We start from the raw sequence: 19622 nt of genomic DNA, 5'->3' as shown, positions 1-19622 counted from the left end.
GGCGGGTTTCGCAGCCAAGGGTTCAGAGTATGTCAGAGCAGCTCCTCTATTTTCTGCAGCAGATGTTCAACGGCTTAACGTTGGGCAGCACCTATGCATTGATCGCCATCGGTTACACCATGGTTTACGGCATCATCGGCATGATCAACTTCGCCCACGGCGAGGTGTACATGATCGGTAGCTATGTCTCCTTTATCGTCATCGCCGCCCTGATGATGCTCGGTATCGACGTCGGCTGGTTGCTGATCGGCGCCGCGTTCCTGGTCTCGATCGTCATCGCCAGCGCCTACGGCTGGAGCATCGAGCGGGTGGCCTACAAGCCGGTGCGCAACTCCAAGCGCCTGATTGCGCTGATCTCGGCCATCGGCATGTCGATATTCCTGCAAAACTACGTCAGCCTGACGCAGGGCTCACGCGATCTGGCGCTGCCCAGCCTGGTGACCGGCCAGTGGGTGCTGGGGGAAAGCAACGGCTTCGCCGCCACCATCAGCACCATGCAGCTGATCATCTGGCTCGTGACCTTCCTGGCGATGCTGGCGCTGACGCTGTTTATCCGTTATTCGCGCATGGGCCGCGCCTGTCGCGCCTGTGCGGAAGACCTGAAGATGGCCAGCCTGCTGGGCATCAACACCGACCGGGTGATCTCGCTGACCTTCGTCATCGGGGCGGTGATGGCTGCGGTGGCCGGGGTATTGCTCGGCCAGTTCTACGGCGTCATCAACCCTTACATCGGCTTTATGGCCGGTATGAAAGCCTTCACCGCCGCGGTTCTGGGCGGTATCGGCAGCATTCCCGGCGCGATGATCGGCGGCCTGGTGCTGGGCGTGGCGGAAGCGCTGACCTCCGCCTACCTCAGCACTGAATATAAAGACGTGGTGTCGTTCGCGTTGCTGATCGTGGTGCTGCTGATCATGCCGACCGGCATCCTCGGGCGTCCGGAGGTTGAGAAAGTATGAAACTCAATCTGCTCAATGCGCTGATCGCCACGGCGGTGCTGTTCGTGATGGCGTCATTCCTGATGGGCATGCAGCTTAGCCTGGACGGCACCAAGCTGGTGGTGCACGGCGCGGCGGAAGTGCGCTGGATGTGGATCGGCATCGGCTGCGTCATCGTCTTTTTCTTCCAGCTGTTGCGCCCGCTGCTGCAGCAGGGATTGAAAAAAGTCTCCGGCCCGGCGTTCGTGCTGCCGAGCTTCGACGGCACCACGCCGCGGCAAAAGCTGCTGGCGGCTCTGCTCATCGTCGCGGCGGTCGCCTGGCCGTTCCTGGTCTCGCGCGGCACGGTGGATATCGCCACCCTGACGCTGATCTACGTGATGCTGGGCCTCGGCCTCAACGTGGTGGTGGGCTTGTCCGGTCTGCTGGTGCTCGGCTACGGCGGTTTCTACGCCATCGGCGCTTACACCTACGCGCTGCTGAATCACTATTACGGCCTCGGCTTCTGGGAGAGCCTGCCGCTGGCGGGCATCGTCACCGCCGCCTTCGGCTTCCTGCTCGGTTTCCCGGTGCTGCGGCTGCGCGGCGACTATCTGGCAATCGTGACGCTCGGCTTCGGTGAGATCGTGCGCATCCTGCTGCTGAACAATACCGAGATCACCGGCGGACCGAACGGCATCAGCCAGATCCCGAAACCGACCTTCTTCGGCCTGGAGTTCAACCGCAGCGTGCGCGACGGCGGCTGGGATACCTTCCATAACTTCTTCGGCCTGAAATACGATCCGAGCGATCGCATCGTGTTCCTGTACCTGGTGGCGCTGCTGCTGGTGGTGCTGACGCTGTTCGTCATCAACCGCCTGCTGCGTATGCCGCTGGGGCGCGCCTGGGAAGCGCTGCGCGAAGACGAGATCGCCTGCCGCTCGCTGGGCCTCAGCCCGACGCGCATCAAGCTGACCGCTTTTACCATCAGCGCCGCTTTCGCCGGGTTTGCCGGCACGCTGTTCGCCGCGCGCCAGGGGTTCGTCAGCCCGGAATCCTTCACCTTCGTCGAATCGGCCTTCGTACTGGCGATCGTCGTACTGGGGGGCATGGGCTCGCAGTTCGCGGTCATTCTGGCGGCGATCCTGCTGGTGGTGTCGCGCGAGCTGATGCGCGATCTGAATGAATACAGCATGTTGCTGCTGGGTGCGCTGATGGTGCTGATGATGATTTGGCGGCCGCAGGGGCTGTTGCCGATGAAACGGCCGCAGCTGAAGCTGCAGGCGGCGGACATTCACGCGGGCAAGGGGGAGCAGGCATGAGCGTTCAACCTTTGCTGCAGGTGGAGGGCCTGTCGATGCGTTTCGGCGGGCTGCTGGCGGTCAACAACGTGGCGTTGACGCTGAACGAAGGTGAAATCGTGTCGCTGATCGGCCCCAACGGCGCCGGTAAGACCACGGTGTTCAACTGCCTGACCGGTTTTTACCGCCCGACCGGCGGCACCATCAAATTGCGCGATCGCCACCTGGAAGGGTTGGCGGGGCAGGCCATCGCCCGCATGGGGGTGGTGCGCACTTTCCAGCACGTGCGGCTGTTCCGTGAAATGACGGTGATCGAAAACCTGCTGGTGGCGCAGCATCAGCACCTGAAAAGCGGCGTGTTTGCCGGGTTGCTGAAAACCCCGGCCTTCCGCCGCGCCGAAGCCGAAGCGCTGGCGCGCGCGGCGGAGTGGCTGGAGCGCGTCGGCCTGCTGGAAATGGCCAACCGCTCGGCGGGCAACCTGGCCTATGGGCAGCAGCGGCGGCTGGAGATCGCCCGCTGCATGGTGACCCGGCCGGAGCTGCTGATGCTGGATGAACCGGCCGCCGGCCTCAACCCGAAAGAGACCGACGAGCTGGATCACCTGATCGTCGAGCTGCGCGATCGGCATAAGGTATCGGTGCTGCTGATCGAGCACGACATGAAGCTGGTGATGGGCATTTCCGACCGCATTTACGTGGTGAATCAGGGCACGCCGCTGGCGCAGGGCACACCGGCGGAGATCCGCAACAACCCGGACGTGATCCGGGCTTATTTGGGCGAAGAATAATATGTTGTCATTCAATCAGGTATCCGCCCATTACGGCAAAATTCAGGCGCTGCATCAGGTCAGTCTCACGATAAGCCAGGGGGAAATCGTGACGTTAATCGGCGCCAACGGCGCCGGTAAAACCACGCTGCTCGGCACCCTGTGCGGCGAGCCGCGCGCCAGCGAAGGCAGCATCGTCTTTCAGAACCAGGACATCACCCAGTGGCAAACCTCGCGCATCATGCGCGAAGCGGTGGCGATCGTGCCGGAAGGGCGGCGCGTCTTCTCGCGCATGACGGTGGAAGAAAACCTGGCGATGGGCGGCTTCTTCGCCGATCGCCGGCAGTATCAACAGCGCATCGAACGGGTGTTCACTCTGTTCCCGCGCCTGCTGGAACGCCGAAGCCAGCGTGCCGGCACCATGTCCGGCGGCGAGCAGCAGATGTTGGCCATCGGCCGCGCGCTGATGAGCCAGCCGAAGCTGCTGCTGCTCGACGAGCCCTCGCTCGGGCTGGCGCCGATCATCATCCAGCAGATTTTCGACATCATTCAGCAGCTGCGGGAAGAGGGCATGACCATCTTCCTGGTGGAACAAAACGCCAATCAGGCGCTGAAATTGGCGGACCGCGGTTATGTGCTGGAAAACGGCCGCGTGGTGTTGGAAGATACGGGGGCTGCATTGTTAGCCAACGAAGCAGTGAGGTCGGCGTATCTGGGCGGTTAATCCGCCCCCCTACGAATTAAAATAATCAGGTACGAGAAGAAGAAATGAAGACAGAAGGGTTACTCGCGCAGCGCATCGTTAACGTAAAAAGTTCGGCCATCCGTGAATTGCTTAAACACAGCAAGATGGAACACGTCATTTCGCTGGCGGGCGGCATCCCCTCTGATGCGCTGTTCGATTTCGAAGGATTGAGCATCGCCACCCAGCAGGCGATCACCGAACAGCCGAAAAGCGCGTTCCAGTATGGCCTGACCGAGGGCAGCCCGCTGCTGCGTGAGCGCATTTGCGCGCTGTGCGCCGAGCGCGGCGTCACCGCTGGCGCGGAAGAGGTGATGGTCACCGCCGGCTCGCAGCAGGCATTGGATTTGGTGATGCGCGCCATCGTCAACCCCGGCGACGTGTTCGTGGTGGAGCGCCCGACCTACCTGGCGGCGCTGCAAACGCTGGAGCTGGCGGAAGCCAACATCATGTCGGTCTCGTCCGACAGCGACGGCATGGTGGTGGAAGAGCTGGCCGAGCTGCTGAAAACCCAGCGCATCAAGGGCGTGTACGTGGTGCCGAACTTCGGCAACCCCAGCGGCATCACTCTGAGCGCCGAGCGCCGCGAACTGCTGGTGAAGCTGGCCGCCGAACATAACTTCCTGATCATCGAAGACGATCCGTACGGCGAGCTGCGTTTTACCGAAGAGCGCCACCCGACGCTGCATCAGGTGTCGCAGCGGGTGCTGGGCAACACCGACCACATCATCTATACCTCGACCTTCTCCAAGATCCTGGCGCCGGGCCTGCGGTTGGGCTGGGCGATCCTGCCGCCGTTCCTGCTGCATAAAGTGGCGATCATCAAGCAGGCGGCGGATCTGCACGCCAGCGCGCTGTCGCAGAGCATCGTCGAATGCTACCTCGGCCTGGGCCGCCTGCCGGCGCAGATCGACAAGATCCGCGCCGCCTACAAACAGAAGGGCGAAATCCTGGCCGGTTTGGTGGAGCAGGAGCTGGGCGACTACATCACCTTCGATAAGCCGAAGGGCGGCATGTTCCTGTGGGCACGTTTCCGCCAGCCGTTCAACGCCACCGAATGGCTGAACGCTACCCTGCAGCAGGGCGTGGTGTTCGTGCCGGGGGAGTACTTCTTCTCCGACAACCCGGATCGTTCGACCTTCCGCCTGTCGTTCGCCACCGCCACCGAACAGCAGATGCAGGAAGCGGTGGCGCGTCTGCGCCGTTCGCTGTAATCCTCGCGGCGGCGGAGCCCATGCCCGCCGCCGACATCAAACCGCCATCTTCACTTCACCTTGCCGTCATGTGGCTGTCATATAACGGTTATTTTTCTGTCATCCGAGCATGGCATGTTATCCCCCGTCATCTTTCGAGCCGCAGCGTTGTTGGCTGCCCGACTGCCCCCCTGTCACTTAGTTAGCTAAGCTCCAGGGTGCCAGCAGGTTGCCGCCTAGCTGCAACTCGAAAGCTATAGGGGGCACTCCCTCATCAAGAATTGATTCTTTTCGCTCACGCGCTTTTACACCAGCTTTTTCAGGAGTTAGGCATGCTCACCTACGCTATTCGCAAAACCACGCTGTGCGTCGCGTTGACCCTGGCGGTCAGCACTCAGGCGCTGGCGGCGACCGAGATCCCGTTCTGGCATTCGATGGAAGGCGAACTGGGTAAGGAAGTGGATTCCCTGGCGGATCGCTTCAACCAGTCGCACAGCGACGTCAAGATTGTGCCGGTTTATAAAGGCAACTACGAACAGAGCCTGGCGGCGGGCATCGCCGCTTACCGCTCCGGCAAGGCGCCGGCGATCCTGCAGGTTTACGAGGTGGGCACCGCCACCATGATGGCCAGCAAGGCCATCAAACCGGTCTACGAAGTGTTTAAAGAGGCCGGCATCAACTTCGACGAGTCGGTGTTCGTGCCGACGGTAGCCGGCTATTACACCGACAACAAGAGCGGCCATCTGCTGTCTCAGCCGTTCAACAGCTCCACGCCGGTGCTGTACTACAACAAAGACGCCTTCAAGAAGGCCGGCCTGAACCCGGACCAGCCGCCGAAAACCTGGCAGGAGCTGGCGGCGGATACCGCCAAGCTGCGTGAGGCCGGCATGAAGTGTGGCTACGCCAGCGGCTGGCAGGGCTGGATCCAGCTGGAGAACTTCAGCGCCTGGCACGGCGTGCCGTTCGCCAGCGAAAACAACGGGTTCGGCGGCACCAACGCCAAGCTGGAGTTCAACAAGCCGCTGCAGGTCAAGCACATCGAGCTGCTGGAGGCGATGAACAAGAAGGGCGATTTCACCTACTTCGGCCGCAAAGACGAATCCACCGAGAAGTTTTATAACGGCGACTGCGCCATCACCACCGCTTCTTCCGGTTCGCTGGCGGACATCAAGCACTACGCCAAATTCAACTACGGCGTCGGCATGATGCCGTACGACGCTGACGCGAAAAACGCGCCGCAGAACGCCATCATCGGCGGGGCCAGCCTGTGGGTGATGAACGGCAAAGACGCCGCCACCTACAAGGGCGTGGCCGAGTTCCTGCAGTACCTGGCGCAGCCGGAAATCGCCGCCGAATGGCACCAGAAGACCGGCTATCTGCCGATCACCACCGCGGCTTACGATCTGACCAAGCAGCAGGGCTTCTACGACAAGAACCCGGGTGCCGACGTCGCCACTCGCCAGATGCTGAACAAGCCGCCGTTGCCGTTCACCAAGGGCCTGCGCCTGGGCAACATGCCGCAGATCCGCAGCGTGGTGGATGAGGAACTGGAAGGCGTGTGGACCGGCAAGAAAACGCCTCAGCAGGCGTTGGACGCCGCCGTGCAGCGCGGTGACGTGCTGCTGCGCCGTTTCGAAGCATCAACCAAGTAACCCTGCGTCGCGGGCCCGTCCGATCGGGCTCGCGTCTTCACGCCGATCCTTCCGTACCCGATTAATGGTTTAACTGCTATGTCATCTTCCCGTCCCGGTTTCGGCTGCAGCTGGTTGCCCTATGCGTTGGTGCTGCCGCAGCTGCTGATTACCGCCGTCTTCTTTTTATGGCCCGCCGGCGAGGCGCTGTGGTATTCGGTGCAGAGCCTCGATCCGTTCGGCCTGTCCAGCCAGTTTGTCGGGCTGGATAACTTTAAGCAGCTGTTTCAGGATCCTTACTATCTCGATTCGTTCTACACCACGCTGATCTTCAGCTTCCTGGTGGCGGGCATCGGGCTGGCGGTGTCGCTGTTCTTCGCCGCGCTGGTGGACTACGTGCTGCGCGGCAGCCGCCTCTATCGCACGCTGATGATCCTGCCCTATGCGGTGGCGCCGGCGGTGGCGGCGGTGCTGTGGATCTTTCTGTTCAACCCCGGCCTGGGGTTGATCACCCATTTCCTCAACGGGCTGGGCTATAACTGGAACCATGCGCAAAACAGCGGCCAGGCGATGTTCCTGGTGGTGCTGGCCTCGGTATGGCAGCAGATAAGCTATAACTTCCTGTTTTTCCTCGCGGCGCTGCAGTCGATCCCGCGCTCGCTGGTGGAGGCGGCGGCCATCGACGGCGCCGGCCCGGTACGGCGTTTCTTCCATCTGGTGCTGCCGCTGATCGCGCCGGTGAGCTTCTTCCTGCTGGTGGTCAATCTGGTGTACGCCTTCTTCGATACCTTCCCGGTGATCGACGCCGCCACCGGCGGCGGGCCGGTGCAGTCCACCACCACGTTGATCTACAAGATCTACCGCGAAGGCTTCGCCGGATTGGATCTCTCCAGCTCTGCCGCGCAGTCGGTGATCCTGATGCTGCTGGTGATCGGCCTGACGGTGATCCAGTTCCGCTTTGTTGAACGTAAGGTGCGCTATCAATGATTGAGAATCGACGCGGGCTGGATATCTTCAGCCATGTGATGCTGATTATCGGCGTGCTGGTGGTGCTGTTCCCGCTGTACGTGGCCTTTGTCGCCGCCACGCTGGACGACAAGCAGGTGTTTCAGGTACCGATGACGCTGGTGCCCGGCGGCCACCTGTGGGAGAACATCCGCAATATCTGGCAGGGCGGCGTGGGCAACCTCAAGGTGCCGTTCTCGCTGCTGCTGCTGAACAGCGTGATCATGGCGCTGGCGATCACCTTCGGCAAAATTGCGGTGTCGGTGCTGTCGGCTTACGCCATCGTGTACTTCCGCTTTCCGCTGCGCAGCCTGTTCTTCTGGCTGATTTTCCTCACCCTGATGCTGCCGGTGGAGGTGCGTATTTTCCCGACGGTGGAGGTGATCTCCAACCTCAACCTGCTGGACAGCTACACCGGCCTGACGTTGCCGCTGATGGCCTCGGCCACCGCGACCTTCCTGCTGCGCCAGTTCTTCATGACGCTGCCGGATGAGCTGCTGGAGGCGGCGCGCATCGACGGCGCCGGGCCGATGCGTTTCTTCTGGGACATCGTGCTGCCGCTGTCGAAAACCAATCTGGCGGCGCTGTTCGTCATCACCTTTATCTACGGCTGGAACCAATACCTGTGGCCGATCCTGATCACCAGCGACGCCTCGATGGGCACCGCGGTGGCGGGCATCAAGAGCATGATCTCCACTTCCGGCGCGCCGACCCAGTGGAACCAGGTGATGGCGGCGATGATTCTGACTTTATTGCCACCGCTGGCGGTGGTGCTTCTGATGCAGCGCTGGTTTGTGCGCGGTCTGGTTGATAGCGAGAAATAACGACGATGGCAGGATTAAAACTACAGGCGGTCACCAAGTCTTACGACGGTAAAACGCCGGTGATCAAACAGATCGACCTCGATGTGGCGGACGGCGAATTCATCGTGATGGTCGGCCCGTCCGGCTGCGGCAAATCCACGCTGCTGCGGATGGTGGCCGGGCTGGAACGCACCACCAGCGGCGATATCTATATCGATACCCGGCGCGTGACCGATCTGGAGCCCAAGGATCGCGGCATCGCAATGGTGTTCCAGAACTACGCGCTCTATCCGCACATGAGCGTGTACGACAACATGGCCTACGGCCTCAAGATCCGCGGTTTCGGCAAGGATCATATCCGCCAGCGGGTGGAGGAGGCGGCGCGCATCCTGGAGCTGGAGCCGCTGCTCAAACGCAAACCGCGCGAGCTTTCCGGCGGCCAGCGCCAGCGCGTGGCGATGGGGCGCGCCATCGTGCGCGAACCGGCGGTATTCCTGTTCGATGAGCCGCTGTCCAACCTGGACGCCAAGCTGCGGGTGCAGATGCGCCTGGAGCTGCAACAGCTGCATCGTCGTCTGAAAACCACCAGCCTGTACGTGACGCACGATCAGGTGGAGGCGATGACGCTGGCGCAGCGGGTCATCGTAATGAACAAGGGCGTGGCGGAACAGATCGGCACCCCGAGCGAAGTGTACCAACGGCCGGCTTCGCTGTTTGTCGCGGGCTTTATCGGATCGCCAGCGATGAACCTCTTGCCCGGCACCCTCAGCGCCGACGGCGGCCAGCTGCTGCTGGCGGACGGCATGGCGCTGCCGTTGCCGGCGGCCAAACCGCAGTGGGCGGGGCGGCAGTTGACGTTGGGCATTCGGCCGGAGCATATTCAACGGGTGGCGCAAGGCCAGGGCGTGCCGCTGCAGCTGCAGACGCTGGAACTGCTGGGGGCCGACAATCTGGCGCACGGCCAGTGGGGCGGCCACGGGGTGATCGCGCGGCTGTCGCACGAAACCTTGCCGGCGGCGGGCTGTACGCTATATTTGCAGCTGCCTGCTCAGGCGCTGCACTTCTTTGACACCCATAGCGGATTACGGATGGATTGATGACTAGACCCTGGCCTTACCCTCATATCGTCGCCCACCGCGGCGGCGGTTCTCTGGCGCCGGAAAACACCCTGGCGGCGATCGACGTCGGCGCGCGCCACGGCCACAAGATGATCGAGTTCGATGCCAAGCTGGCGCAGGACGGGCAAATTTTCCTGCTGCACGACGACACGCTGGATCGCACCAGCAACGGTTGGGGCGTGGCGGGCGAGCTGCCGTGGGACAAACTGGTGCAGCTGGACGCCGGCAACTGGTACAGCTCGGCCTTCAAGGGCGAGCGGTTGCCGCTGTTGTCGGAGGTGGCGGAACGCTGCCAGGAACACGGCCTGATGGCCAATATCGAGATCAAGCCGACCACCGGCAGCGACGATGAAACCGGTCGGGTGGTGGCGCTGGCGGCGCGGCTGCTGTGGCAAGGGCAGACCGATCCGCTGCTCTCTTCCTTCTCGGTAGAAGCGCTGGCGGCGGCGCAGCGCACCGTGCCGGATTTGCCGCGCGGCCTGCTGCTCGAGGCCTGGGACGACAACTGGCGCGAGCTGACCGAACGCCTAGACTGCGTCTCGCTGCATATCGATCACAAAGCGCTGACCGCCGAGCGGGTAAAAGCGTTGAAAGACGCCGGGCTGCGCATTCTGGTGTACACCGTCAACCAACCGGATCGCGCGCGCCTGCTGCTCGACTGGGGCGTTGACTGCATTTGCACCGACCGGATAGATTTGATCGGCCCGGATTTTTAATCCGGCACCGATGAATCCCGCGACGACAAGCCTTGCCGCCGCACCACCGGAAGGAATGCGATGCCTGGCTTTATCCTGTCACTGTGGCACCAGATCGTGCTGTCTTTACCGCTGTTTGTTCTGATCGCGTTGGGTTATGGGCTGATTCGCTGGGGGAAATGGCCTGCCAGTATCACCGATGGCCTGACGCGTTTCGTGTTTTCCCTCGCCTTGCCCGCCATGCTGTTTCGCATGATGTGCGACTTCTCGCAGCGCCCGGCGGTCGACGCCCGGCTGCTGATCGCGTTCTTCGGCAGTTGCCTGATCGTGTTTGTGCTTGGCCGCCTCGTCGCCCGGCATCTCTTCCGGCTGGATGGCGTCGCCGGATCGGTGTTTGCGCTGGGCGGTATTTTCTCCAATAACGTGATGCTCGGCTTGCCGATCGCCGGCGTGATGCTGGGGGAGGCGGCGATCCCGTCGGTGGCGCTGGTGCTGGTGTTCAACGGCCTGATCCTGTGGACGCTGGTGACGGTGTCGATCGAATGGGCGCGCAATGGTTCGCCGACGCTGAGCGGTTTCGTTAAAACCGCGCGTAGCGTGCTGACCAATCCGCTGATCGTCGGCATCTTGTCCGGCACCCTGTTCAGCCTGACCGGCCTGCCGCTGCCGGCCTTCGTCGATCGGCCGGTCAGCATGCTCGGCCAGGTGGCGGCGCCGCTGTCGCTGGTGGTGCTTGGCATGGGGCTTGCCGAGTACCGCATCAGCGAAGGCTGGCAGCTGAGCAGCGCCATCTGCGTGCTGAAGTTGCTGGTACAACCGTTAGTGATTTGGCTGCTGGCCTGGATGATGGATCTGCCGCCGATGGAAACCCGCGTTGTGGTGCTGCTGGGGTCGATGGCGGTGGGGGTGAACGTCTACCTGATGTCGCGCCAGTTCAATACGCTCACCGGCCCGGCCGCCACCAGCCTGGTGATGTCCACCGTGCTGGCGGCGATCACCACGCCGCTGATCCTCACCGTTATGGGCGTGCGGGCGTAGCCGGCATCGGCGCCTGCGGCACCGCCGGCGCGGTGCGATTGAACGGATCGCGCGGCTGATTGCCGTTAGGCAGCAGTTGCCCGCCGTTCGGCGTGGTTTGCATCAGCTGTTGCCGCTGATTGTCGAACTGCCGCTGTTGCTGCAGGCGGCGTTGGTCCATTTGCCGATTGTTCAACAGGCGCTGTTGCTGGGCCTGCTGGCTGCTTTGGTTGAGAAACTGCTGCTGTGAACGCAGATCGGTTACGCCGTTGGCCGCCGCAGCCAGGCCGGGCAGCCACAGCAGGGCGAACAGGATGTGAGAAGTTTTCATGATGGTTACCTCGCCTTTTTATTAAGCCTAACCCAGCGGTGAAATTTTGCCGGTAGTTTATCTTTTGTTCGGATGTAAACCGCCTTTTCACCAACGCGGTGCGCATCTTCCGTTACAATCGCCCTTTCGGTCTTTTTAGGGTGAACCCATCGTGCTGCTTTTGGTTATAACCACCATTCTGTGGGCATTTTCTTTCAGCCTGATTGGCGAGTACCTGGCGGGCCACGTCGACAGCGGATTCTCGGCGCTGGTGCGCATCGGGCTGGCGGCGCTGGTGTTTCTGCCGTTTCTGCGTTGGCGCAACATCAAACTCAAGGTGATCCTGCTGTATATGCTGGTGGGCGCCTTCCAACTGGGCATCATGTACCTGTTCAGCTTCCGCGCCTATCTGTACCTGACGGTGCCGGAATTCCTGCTGTTCACCGTGCTGACGCCGCTGTACATCACGCTGATCTACGACTTGCTGAGCGGCCGACGCCTGCGTTGGGGCTATGTCTTCAGCGCGTTGCTGGCGGTGCTGGGCGCGGCGATTATCCGCTATCACCAGCTGAGTGAGCATTTCTGGTGGGGGCTGCTGTTGGTGCAGGCGGCGAATATCAGCTTCGCCATCGGCATGGTCGGCTATAAGCGCCTGATGGAAGTGCACCCCTTGCCGCAGCACACCGCCTTTTCCTGGTTCTACCTGGGGGCTGCGGCGGTGGCGGTGGTGGCCTGGTTCCTGTGGGGCAATCCGCAGCAGCTGCCGACCACCAATCTGCAGTGGGGCGTGCTGATCTGGCTGGGCGTGGTGGCGTCGGGGCTGGGCTACTTCATGTGGAACTACGGCGCGACGCAGGTGGATGCCGGCACGCTCGGCATCATGAACAATATGCATGTGCCGGCCGGTTTGTTGGTCAACCTGGCCATCTGGCAACAGCAGCCGCACTGGCCGAGCTTTATCATCGGTGGGGCGGTGATCGTCGCTTCGCTGTGGGTGCATCGCCGCTGGGTGGCGCCGAAACAGCTCGGCTAAGCGGGCGGGCCACCCCGGCCGGGGGGCCCGAAAGTTTATACGCCGGCCGCCAACGCTTTGGCGCCGGTCGCGCCGGGACGTGCGGCGTCGCGCACAAACGGCAGATGATCGCAGGCGTGCTGGCGGGCCGAGCGGATAAAGGCTTCGGTCACCGCCTGGCGCTGTTCACCGTCGCGCACGGCAGCGTACAGGCGGCTCCACAGGCCGTCACCCAGGGTTTTGGTCACCACCAGACCCTGCTGTTCGAAACTCTCCACCACCCAGTGCGGCAGCGCCGCAATCCCCATCCGCGCCGATACCATCTGGATCAGCAGCAGCGTATTATCGACGTTCTTCAACGCCGGGCTGACGCCCGCCGGCTGCAGAAAATGCCGCCAGATATCCAGCCGTTGGCGCTGCACCGGGTAAATCAACAGCGTTTCGTCACTCAAGTCTTCCGGCTCGATGTGCGGCCTGCCGGCCAGCGGATGATCCGGCGCCAGCACCAGGCGCACCTCGAAATCGAACATCGGCGAATAGTGCAGGCCGCTGCGCGGCAGAATATCCGACGTCATCACCAGATCCAGTTCACCCTGTTGCAAGGCCGGTTGCGGATCGAAAGTCACGCCGGAAGTGAAGTCCATCACCACCTGCGGGAAACGCCGGCGGAAGTTGTCCAGCGCCGGCGTCAGCCACTGAATGCAGCTGTGGCATTCGATGGCGATGCGCAGCGTGGTCTGATGCGGCTCGTGGCAGGCCTGCAGCGCCTGCTGGATCTGCGGCAGCACCTGCTCCGCCAGCTGCAGCAGGATCTCGCCCTGGGCGGTGAAGCGCAGGGGCTGGCTCTTGCGCACGAACAGCTTGAAGCCCAGACGTTGTTCAAGATCGCTGAACTGGTGCGACAGGGCAGACTGCGTCTGATGAAGTTGGGCCGCCGCCCCCGCCAGCGAACCGCTGTTGCGCAGGGCCTGCAGCGTCCGTAAATGTTTCAGTTCGATCATGAGAGTCCTTCACATTGACAGTGAATAAATTGCGCTTGTGGTTAATACAGTACCTGCTGATTATGGATGTGTAAACATCTGGACGGCTAAATGGGGAATATGACGATGGCAATTTTGAATCACACACTGGGTTTTCCTCGCGTTGGGCTACGACGTGAGCTGAAAAAAGCTCAGGAAAGCTACTGGGCCGGCAACTCAACGCAGGAAGAGCTGTTGGCGGTTGGCCGCGAGCTGCGCGCTCGTCATTGGCAGCAGCAACAGCAGGCCGGGGTGGATTTGGTGCCGGTCGGCGATTTCGCCTGGTACGATCATGTGTTGACCACCAGCCTGCTGCTGGGCAACGTGCCGGCGCGCCATCAGAATGCGGATGGTTCGATCGATCTGGACACGCTGTTTCGCATCGGCCGTGGCCGCGCACCGACCGGCGAGCCGGCGGCCGCGGCGGAAATGACCAAATGGTTCAACACCAACTACCACTACATGGTGCCCGAATTCCAGCAAGGCCAGCAGTTCAAGCTGGGCTGGACTCAGCTGCTGGACGAAGTGGACGAAGCGCTGGCGCTCGGCCATCGCATCAAGCCGGTGCTGCTGGGCCCGGTGACCTATCTGTGGCTGGGTAAGGTGAAGGGCGAGCCGTTCGACCGGCTGTCGCTGCTGAAAGACATCCTGCCGGTTTACCAACAGGTGCTGGCCGAGCTGGCGAAACGCGGCGTCGAGTGGGTGCAAATTGATGAACCTGCGCTGGTGCTGGAGCTGCCGCAAGCCTGGCTGGATGCGTTCAAACCGGCTTACGACGCGCTGCAGGGGCAGGTGAAGCTGCTGCTGACCACGTATTTCGACAGCGTCGGCCACAACCTCGATACCGTCCGCACGCTGCCGGTGCAGGGGCTGCACGTCGATCTGGTCGCCGGCCATGACGATATTGCCGCGCTGAGCGCCGCACTGCCGAACGACTGGCTGCTGTCGCTGGGGGTCATCAACGGCCGCAACGTCTGGCGCGCCGATCTGAGCCGCTGGTTCGAACGTCTTCAGCCGCTGGTGGGCACCCGCCCACTGTGGATCGGCAGCTCCTGTTCACTGCTGCACAGCCCGATCGACCTGAGCGTGGAAAGCCGTCTGGACGAAGAAGTGAAAAGCTGGTTCGCCTTCGCGCTGCAAAAATGCGCCGAGCTGGCGCTGTTGAGCTCGGCGCTGAACGCGCCTGACGCGGCCAAGCAGGCTGAACTGGATGCCTACAGCGCACCGATCCGCGCCCGCCGTCAGTCGAGCCGCGTGCATAACCCACAGGTTGAGCGCCGGCTGGCCGCGATCACCGCGCAGGACAGCGAACGCCACAGCGCTTACGCCGAGCGCGCCAGGGCGCAGCGCGAGCGTTTCAACCTGCCGGCCTGGCCGACCACCACCATCGGTTCGTTCCCGCAGACCACCGAGATCCGCGGCCTGCGTCTGGACTTCAAACAGGGCCGTTTGGACGGCAACAACTACCGCACCAGCATCGGTGAGCACATCAAACAGGCGATCGTCGAGCAGGAGCGCCTCGGGCTGGACGTGCTGGTGCACGGTGAAGCCGAGCGTAACGACATGGTGGAGTATTTCGGCGAGAACCTGGACGGCTTCGTGTTTACCCAAAACGGCTGGGTGCAGAGCTACGGCTCCCGCTGCGTGAAGCCGCCGGTCATCATCGGCGACGTCAGCCGCCCGGAAGCCATCACCGTCGAATGGGCCAAATTCGCCCAGTCGCTGACCGACAAGCCGGTGAAAGGCATGCTGACCGGGCCGGTGACCATTCTGTGCTGGTCGTTCCCGCGTGAAGACGTGACCCGTGAAGTGATTGCCAAGCAGATTGCGCTGGCGCTGCGCGACGAGGTGGAAGATCTGGAAAAAGCCGGTATCGGCATCATCCAGATCGACGAACCTGCGCTGCGTGAGGGGCTGCCGCTGCGTCAATCCGACTGGGCCGCGTACCTGAACTGGGCGGTGGACGCCTTCAAATTGAACGCCGCCGTGGCGCGGGACGACACCCAGATCCATACCCACATGTGTTATTGCGAGTTCAACGACATCATGGACTCCATCGCCGCGCTGGACGCCGACGTGATCACCATCGAGACCTCGCGTTCCGATATGGATCTGCTGGAAGCTTTCAAAGAGTTCGAATACCCGAACGAAATCGGGCCGGGCGTCTACGATATCCACTCGCCGAACGTGCCGAGCGTGGAATGGATTGAAGCGCTGCTGCGTAAAGCGGCGCAGAACATCCCGGCGGAACGCCTGTGGGTTAACCCGGATTGCGGCCTGAAAACCCGCGGCTGGCCGGAAACCCGACAGTCGCTGGCCAACATGGTATTGGCGGCACAGCGCCTGCGCGAGCACGCGTGATGCCGTGCGGCGGATAAACCGCCGCTTATAGATTTACTGGTGTGATGATTGGGCGCTTCGGCGCCCTTTTTTATGCGCGGGAAATTATTTGACGCCGTGCTGGGCGAACCATGCCAGCATGCGCTGCCAGCCGTCTTGCGCCGCTTCGGCGTTGTAGCTGGGGCGATAGTCGGCGTTGAACGCATGCCCGACTTCGGGATACACCACGATTTCGGCCTCGGCGTTGGCGGCGCGGATCGCCTGACGCATGGTTTCCACCGTCTCCAGCGGGATGCCGCTGTCCTGCCCGCCATACAGCCCCAGCACCGGCGCCGACAGTTGGGTGGCGACGTCGACCGGCTGCTTCGGTGAATTCAGCGTTTTCTCGCCGACCAGTTTGCCGTACCAGGCGACCGCCGCCTTCAACTGCGGGTTATGCGCCGCGTACAGCCAGGTGATGCGGCCACCCCAGCAAAAACCGGTGATCGCCAGCTTGCCGGCGTCGCCGCCGTGGCGGATAGCCCAGTGTGCGGCGTGATCCAGATCCGACAGCACCTGACGATCCGGCACCTTGGTGACCAACTGCTGGAACAGCTCGCCGATATCGGTGTAGTCGTTGGCGTCTCCCTGGCGGAAATAGAGCTCGGGCGCGATCGCCAGATAGCCCTGCTTGGCCAGGCGGCGGCACAGATCCTGAATATGTTCATGGACGCCGAAGATTTCCTGCACCACCAGCACGATGGGGAAAGGGCCGCTCTGGTCGGCGGGTTTGGCGACGTAGGCCGGCAGCGCGTCGCCCTGAGAAGGGATGGTCGTTTGCCCGGCGTGAATGCCCTGTTCGTCGGTGATAATCGCGGAGGCGGCCAACGGCGCGGCGGCCGGGGCGAATCCCCCCTGAGCCTGTTCTAATGTCATCACATGTTCGGTTTTCATTGCGGTCTCCGTGCAATAGAAAAAAGCGCTGAGATTAACTATAGGAAAGATTACCCATTATTGGCGCTGCGTGGCGCACTTTCGGACAAGTTGATAAAAAACGGCTAATTATCTGGCTTTGCGGCATTTTTAAGCGCTTTTTATCATGTTATTACGCGTTTTGCCCTGCGTAAGTGCCATAAGGTGCGTTAGAGGGCTTCTTTGTCCCTAAGCAACCGATAAGATGGGGTTATTTTGGATTGATCAGCTAAATAGTTTCAGCCGGCAACCAACGGCAGAGGGCGGCAAGATTTGTCGGCTAGACTGAGGTATAGCGGTGCGCTCTGGGGGCGTTACAGTGCTTTTTTGTGATAAAAATCACAAAAAATATGTAGCATGTAATTTGTTTCTCTTTTCATAGTGACTATCGTCACGAAATTAAGCGGCGATTTTCAGTAGAGTGCTTTTTTGTTCCTCCCAATAAACATGATCCATGAGGAGTCTCGTATGTCTCAGTCTGACGTTTTTCATCTCGGCCTCACCAAGAACGATTTACAAGGGGCCCAGCTTGCCATCGTGCCGGGCGATCCGCAGCGCGTAGAGAAGATTGCCAAGCTGATGGAAAATCCGGTGCATCTGGCCTCCCATCGTGAATTCACTACCTGGCGCGCGGAGCTGGACGGCAAGGCGGTGATCGTCTGTTCTACCGGTATCGGCGGCCCGTCTACCTCTATCGCGGTGGAAGAGCTGGCGCAACTGGGCATTCGCACCTTCCTGCGCATCGGCACCACCGGCGCCATTCAGGCGAACATCAACGTCGGTGACGTGCTGGTCACCACGGCGGCGGTACGCCTCGACGGCGCCAGCCTGCACTTTGCGCCGATGGAGTTCCCGGCAGTCGCTGACTTCGCCTGCACCACCGCGCTGGTGGAAGCGGCCAAGGCCAGCGGCGCTACCACGCACATCGGCGTGACCGCCTCCTCCGATACCTTCTATCCGGGCCAGGAGCGTTACGACACTTACTCCGGCCGCGTGGTCAGCCGCTTCAAAGGCTCGATGGAAGAGTGGCAGGCGATGGGCGTGATGAACTATGAAATGGAATCCGCCACGCTGTTGACCATGTGCGCCAGCCAGGGCCTGCGTGCCGGCATGGTGGCTGGGGTGATCGTCAACCGCACCCAGCAAGAGATCCCGAACGCCGAGACCATGAAAAACACCGAAAGCAAAGCGGTGCAGATCGTGGTGGACGCCGCCCGCCGCCTGCTGTAATCGCCTTTCCCCCAGCGGGCCGCCGACGCGGCCCGTTTTTCCATTCGCGGCGAATCTGTTACGGTGATACTCCTCAGCGCTGCGCCGATGGCTGCCGCGCGTTGTCATAACAAAAACAACGAGGACGTTTATGACCGCCCAGATCCTGCTTCATCCTTCGCTCGCGCCGCTCGACGGCGGCATCAATTTCCGCGACTTCGGCGGCAACGGCGTGGCCGACGGGCGCCGCATCAAGCGCGGCCTGCTGTTCCGCTCCGGTTCCCTCGAGCGGCTGACGGAAAACGACTGCACCTTTCTCGCCGGCGTGCCGGTGCGCTCGGTGCTGGACTACCGCGATGCCGACGAGGTGCAGGCCAAGCCGGATATTCTGTGGAATGGCGCCGATTATCACCACGTGCCGGCCAACCCGCTGAGCAGCGAAGTCAACGCCAACCTGGAGAAGCTCACCAACGAGACGCTGGCCGCCTTCGACGCCCGCGCGTTCATGCTGGAGCTGTATCGCCGCCTGCCGTTCGGCAATGCGGCCTATCAGCGGCTGGCGCAGCTGTTGAGCAATCCTGGCGGCGGCGCCATCGTACAGCACTGCGCGGTCGGCAAGGATCGCACCGGGGTCGGTTCGGCACTGGTGCTGTTCGCGCTGGGAGCCGACGAAGCGACGGTGCTGGAAGACTATCTGCTGACCGAAACCACGCTGGCCACTTTCCGCGAGCAGATGCTGGATCAGCTGTCTATCAAGCTGAATGCGGCGGCGCTGGAGCAATTCGCCTACGTGCTCAGCGCGCGCGAGGAGTTCCTGATGACGGCGTTGGGCTGCATCCGTCAGCAATACGGTTCCACCGACCGCTGGCTGGAAGCGGAATACGGCCTGGGCGCAGCCCAGCGCGAAGCGCTGCAGGCGTTCTACCTCGAGTAAATCGCCGCGCGTTTAGCCGGGGTTTAACTCGCCCCGGCCTATCCTAGGCGGCGAATTATCGCGTATCAGGAGCCCCGCATTGAGCCTCAATGACGTTATCAACTGGGTCAGCGACGTCGTGCGTCAGCACGAAGGCTGGGCCATTCCCATCATCTTTTTCCTGGCGTTCGGCGAGTCGCTGGCGTTTTTGTCGCTGCTGCTGCCGGCCACGGTGATCCTGCTGGCGCTGGGCGCGCTGATCGGCGAAAGCGGCATCGCCTTTTGGCCGATTTGGGCCGCTGCCGCCGTCGGGGCGTTTTTCGGCGACTGGCTCTCTTACTGGATCGGCTATCACTATCAGGACCGGGTGGCGCATATGTGGCCGCTGTCGCGCAATCCGCAGCTGCTGGCGCGCGGCCACGCGTTCTTTGAACGCTGGGGCGTGCTGGGCATCTTCATCGGCCGCTTTTTCGGCCCGCTGCGCGCCGTGGTGCCGCTGGTGGGCGGCATTTGCGGCATGCCGCAGCGTTATTTCCAGTTAGCCAACGTCACGTCGGCGATGATCTGGGCGTTCGGCATTCTGGCGCCGGGGGCATTCGGCATCAAGTGGCTCAGCCAGTGGCTGGGCTGATTTCTCGCTAAATTGCGCAGCGCCGCGCAATATTGTGCGCGGCGGGCAAAA

At 62.1% G+C, this 19622-nt stretch carries 19 protein-coding genes; 16 read left to right on the top strand and 3 right to left on the bottom strand.

Translation table 11 applies throughout. The annotated features are described in order from the left end of the window. Nucleotides 1-29: 29 nt before the first annotated feature. From livH to WCL58_RS18955, 11 genes are all read left to right on the top strand, one after another. The gene (gene livH, locus WCL58_RS19005; RefSeq protein WP_038874154.1) at nt 30-956 is read left to right on the top strand and encodes a high-affinity branched-chain amino acid ABC transporter permease LivH; all 927 of its coding nucleotides are present in this window, start codon (nt 30-32) and stop codon (nt 954-956) included. Continuing rightward, nucleotides 953-2236 carry a high-affinity branched-chain amino acid ABC transporter permease LivM gene (locus WCL58_RS19000; protein WP_060441197.1) on the top strand — a complete coding sequence of 428 codons (1284 nt, stop codon included), beginning with the start codon at nt 953-955 and terminating at the stop codon, nt 2234-2236. Before livH ends, WCL58_RS19000 begins: the two co-directional genes overlap by 4 nt. Next, on the top strand, nt 2233-3003 hold the full coding sequence (gene livG, locus WCL58_RS18995; protein ID WP_025304904.1) for a high-affinity branched-chain amino acid ABC transporter ATP-binding protein LivG: 771 nt from the start codon (nt 2233-2235) through the stop codon (nt 3001-3003). Before WCL58_RS19000 ends, livG begins: the two co-directional genes overlap by 4 nt. 1 nt (nt 3004) lies before the next feature. Beyond that, nucleotides 3005-3706, top strand: coding sequence for a high-affinity branched-chain amino acid ABC transporter ATP-binding protein LivF (gene livF, locus WCL58_RS18990; protein ID WP_038874157.1), 702 nt, complete (start codon nt 3005-3007; stop codon nt 3704-3706). A gap of 44 nt (nt 3707-3750) precedes the next feature. Next, nucleotides 3751-4938 carry an aminotransferase-like domain-containing protein gene (locus tag WCL58_RS18985; protein WP_141971650.1) on the top strand — a complete coding sequence of 396 codons (1188 nt, stop codon included), beginning with the start codon at nt 3751-3753 and terminating at the stop codon, nt 4936-4938. 311 nt (nt 4939-5249) lie between these two features. After that, nucleotides 5250-6569 (top strand): sn-glycerol-3-phosphate ABC transporter substrate-binding protein UgpB, encoded by a 1320-nt coding sequence (gene ugpB, locus WCL58_RS18980; RefSeq protein WP_049195230.1) that lies wholly within the window; start codon nt 5250-5252, stop codon nt 6567-6569. 78 nt (nt 6570-6647) lie between these two features. Further along, nucleotides 6648-7535 (top strand): sn-glycerol-3-phosphate ABC transporter permease UgpA, encoded by an 888-nt coding sequence (gene ugpA, locus WCL58_RS18975; protein ID WP_015376293.1) that lies wholly within the window; start codon nt 6648-6650, stop codon nt 7533-7535. After that, nucleotides 7532-8377 carry a sn-glycerol-3-phosphate ABC transporter permease UgpE gene (ugpE, locus tag WCL58_RS18970; RefSeq protein WP_019455301.1) on the top strand — a complete coding sequence of 282 codons (846 nt, stop codon included), beginning with the start codon at nt 7532-7534 and terminating at the stop codon, nt 8375-8377. Before ugpA ends, ugpE begins: the two co-directional genes overlap by 4 nt. A gap of 5 nt (nt 8378-8382) precedes the next feature. Then, a complete protein-coding gene (locus WCL58_RS18965; RefSeq protein ID WP_070915656.1) occupies nt 8383-9453 on the top strand; it encodes a sn-glycerol-3-phosphate import ATP-binding protein UgpC in 1071 nt (356 codons plus the stop codon). Then, nucleotides 9453-10190 (top strand): glycerophosphodiester phosphodiesterase, encoded by a 738-nt coding sequence (gene ugpQ, locus WCL58_RS18960; RefSeq protein WP_141957700.1) that lies wholly within the window; start codon nt 9453-9455, stop codon nt 10188-10190. Before WCL58_RS18965 ends, ugpQ begins: the two co-directional genes overlap by 1 nt. A 60-nt stretch (nt 10191-10250) precedes the next feature. Then, nucleotides 10251-11207, top strand: coding sequence for an AEC family transporter (locus WCL58_RS18955; protein WP_049202434.1), 957 nt, complete (start codon nt 10251-10253; stop codon nt 11205-11207). Here the strand turns inward: WCL58_RS18955 and WCL58_RS18950 are convergent. Further along, on the bottom strand, nt 11188-11517 hold the full coding sequence (locus tag WCL58_RS18950; protein ID WP_038874168.1) for a hypothetical protein: 330 nt from the start codon (nt 11515-11517) through the stop codon (nt 11188-11190). The genes WCL58_RS18955 and WCL58_RS18950 overlap by 20 nt on opposite strands. A gap of 151 nt (nt 11518-11668) precedes the next feature. Here WCL58_RS18950 and WCL58_RS18945 point away from each other — a divergent pair, with 151 nt between their 5' ends. Continuing rightward, a complete protein-coding gene (locus WCL58_RS18945) occupies nt 11669-12529 on the top strand; it encodes a carboxylate/amino acid/amine transporter (protein WP_048232416.1) in 861 nt (286 codons plus the stop codon). A gap of 35 nt (nt 12530-12564) precedes the next feature. Here WCL58_RS18945 and metR read toward each other — a convergent pair whose 3' ends face one another. Then, nucleotides 12565-13509: an HTH-type transcriptional regulator MetR gene (metR, locus tag WCL58_RS18940; RefSeq protein WP_038874173.1), complete on the bottom strand. Its 945-nt coding sequence runs from the start codon at nt 13507-13509 to the stop codon at nt 12565-12567. A 90-nt stretch (nt 13510-13599) separates the two neighbouring features. Here metR and metE point away from each other — a divergent pair, with 90 nt between their 5' ends. Further along, nucleotides 13600-15888: a 5-methyltetrahydropteroyltriglutamate--homocysteine S-methyltransferase gene (gene metE, locus WCL58_RS18935; RefSeq protein ID WP_072271075.1), complete on the top strand. Its 2289-nt coding sequence runs from the start codon at nt 13600-13602 to the stop codon at nt 15886-15888. An 84-nt stretch (nt 15889-15972) separates the two neighbouring features. Here the strand turns inward: metE and WCL58_RS18930 are convergent, their stop codons facing one another. Then, nucleotides 15973-16800, bottom strand: a complete 828-nt coding sequence (locus WCL58_RS18930; RefSeq protein ID WP_100396569.1) for a dienelactone hydrolase family protein — start codon at nt 16798-16800, stop codon at nt 15973-15975. Between the two features lie 486 nt (nt 16801-17286). Here WCL58_RS18930 and udp point away from each other — a divergent pair, with 486 nt between their 5' ends. From udp to WCL58_RS18915, 3 genes are all read left to right on the top strand, one after another. Continuing rightward, on the top strand, nt 17287-18048 hold the full coding sequence (udp, locus tag WCL58_RS18925; protein ID WP_004934432.1) for a uridine phosphorylase: 762 nt from the start codon (nt 17287-17289) through the stop codon (nt 18046-18048). Between the two features lie 130 nt (nt 18049-18178). Beyond that, nucleotides 18179-18961, top strand: coding sequence for a tyrosine-protein phosphatase (locus WCL58_RS18920; protein ID WP_049209368.1), 783 nt, complete (start codon nt 18179-18181; stop codon nt 18959-18961). Nucleotides 18962-19040: 79 nt separating this feature from the next. Then, on the top strand, nt 19041-19571 hold the full coding sequence (locus WCL58_RS18915; protein WP_019455291.1) for a DedA family protein: 531 nt from the start codon (nt 19041-19043) through the stop codon (nt 19569-19571). Nucleotides 19572-19622 lie beyond the last annotated feature (51 nt).

The sequence above is a fragment of the Serratia sp. TMDUHS_CL genome (assembly GCF_037137105.1).
Classification (GTDB): Bacteria; Pseudomonadota; Gammaproteobacteria; order Enterobacterales; family Enterobacteriaceae; genus Serratia; species Serratia nevei.
Note: the sequence above shows the minus strand (reverse complement) of the source record. Positions and strands in the feature narration are given on the sequence as shown.

Excerpts from the sequence above, each read along its gene's own strand:
- livH (WP_038874154.1), top strand. The coding sequence starts at position 30 with ATGTCAGAGCAGCTCCTCTATTTTCTGCAGCAGATGTTCAACGGCTTA.
- WCL58_RS19000 (WP_060441197.1), top strand. The coding sequence starts at position 953 with ATGAAACTCAATCTGCTCAATGCGCTGATCGCCACGGCGGTGCTGTTC.
- livG (WP_025304904.1), top strand. The coding sequence starts at position 2,233 with ATGAGCGTTCAACCTTTGCTGCAGGTGGAGGGCCTGTCGATGCGTTTC.
- livF (WP_038874157.1), top strand. The coding sequence starts at position 3,005 with ATGTTGTCATTCAATCAGGTATCCGCCCATTACGGCAAAATTCAGGCG.
- WCL58_RS18985 (WP_141971650.1), top strand. The coding sequence starts at position 3,751 with ATGAAGACAGAAGGGTTACTCGCGCAGCGCATCGTTAACGTAAAAAGT.
- ugpB (WP_049195230.1), top strand. The coding sequence starts at position 5,250 with ATGCTCACCTACGCTATTCGCAAAACCACGCTGTGCGTCGCGTTGACC.
- ugpA (WP_015376293.1), top strand. The coding sequence starts at position 6,648 with ATGTCATCTTCCCGTCCCGGTTTCGGCTGCAGCTGGTTGCCCTATGCG.
- ugpE (WP_019455301.1), top strand. The coding sequence starts at position 7,532 with ATGATTGAGAATCGACGCGGGCTGGATATCTTCAGCCATGTGATGCTG.
- WCL58_RS18965 (WP_070915656.1), top strand. The coding sequence starts at position 8,383 with ATGGCAGGATTAAAACTACAGGCGGTCACCAAGTCTTACGACGGTAAA.
- ugpQ (WP_141957700.1), top strand. The coding sequence starts at position 9,453 with ATGACTAGACCCTGGCCTTACCCTCATATCGTCGCCCACCGCGGCGGC.
- WCL58_RS18955 (WP_049202434.1), top strand. The coding sequence starts at position 10,251 with ATGCCTGGCTTTATCCTGTCACTGTGGCACCAGATCGTGCTGTCTTTA.
- WCL58_RS18950 (WP_038874168.1), bottom strand. The coding sequence starts at position 11,517 with ATGAAAACTTCTCACATCCTGTTCGCCCTGCTGTGGCTGCCCGGCCTG.
- metR (WP_038874173.1), bottom strand. The coding sequence starts at position 13,509 with ATGATCGAACTGAAACATTTACGGACGCTGCAGGCCCTGCGCAACAGC.
- metE (WP_072271075.1), top strand. The coding sequence starts at position 13,600 with ATGGGGAATATGACGATGGCAATTTTGAATCACACACTGGGTTTTCCT.
- WCL58_RS18930 (WP_100396569.1), bottom strand. The coding sequence starts at position 16,800 with ATGAAAACCGAACATGTGATGACATTAGAACAGGCTCAGGGGGGATTC.
- udp (WP_004934432.1), top strand. The coding sequence starts at position 17,287 with ATGTCTCAGTCTGACGTTTTTCATCTCGGCCTCACCAAGAACGATTTA.
- WCL58_RS18920 (WP_049209368.1), top strand. The coding sequence starts at position 18,179 with ATGACCGCCCAGATCCTGCTTCATCCTTCGCTCGCGCCGCTCGACGGC.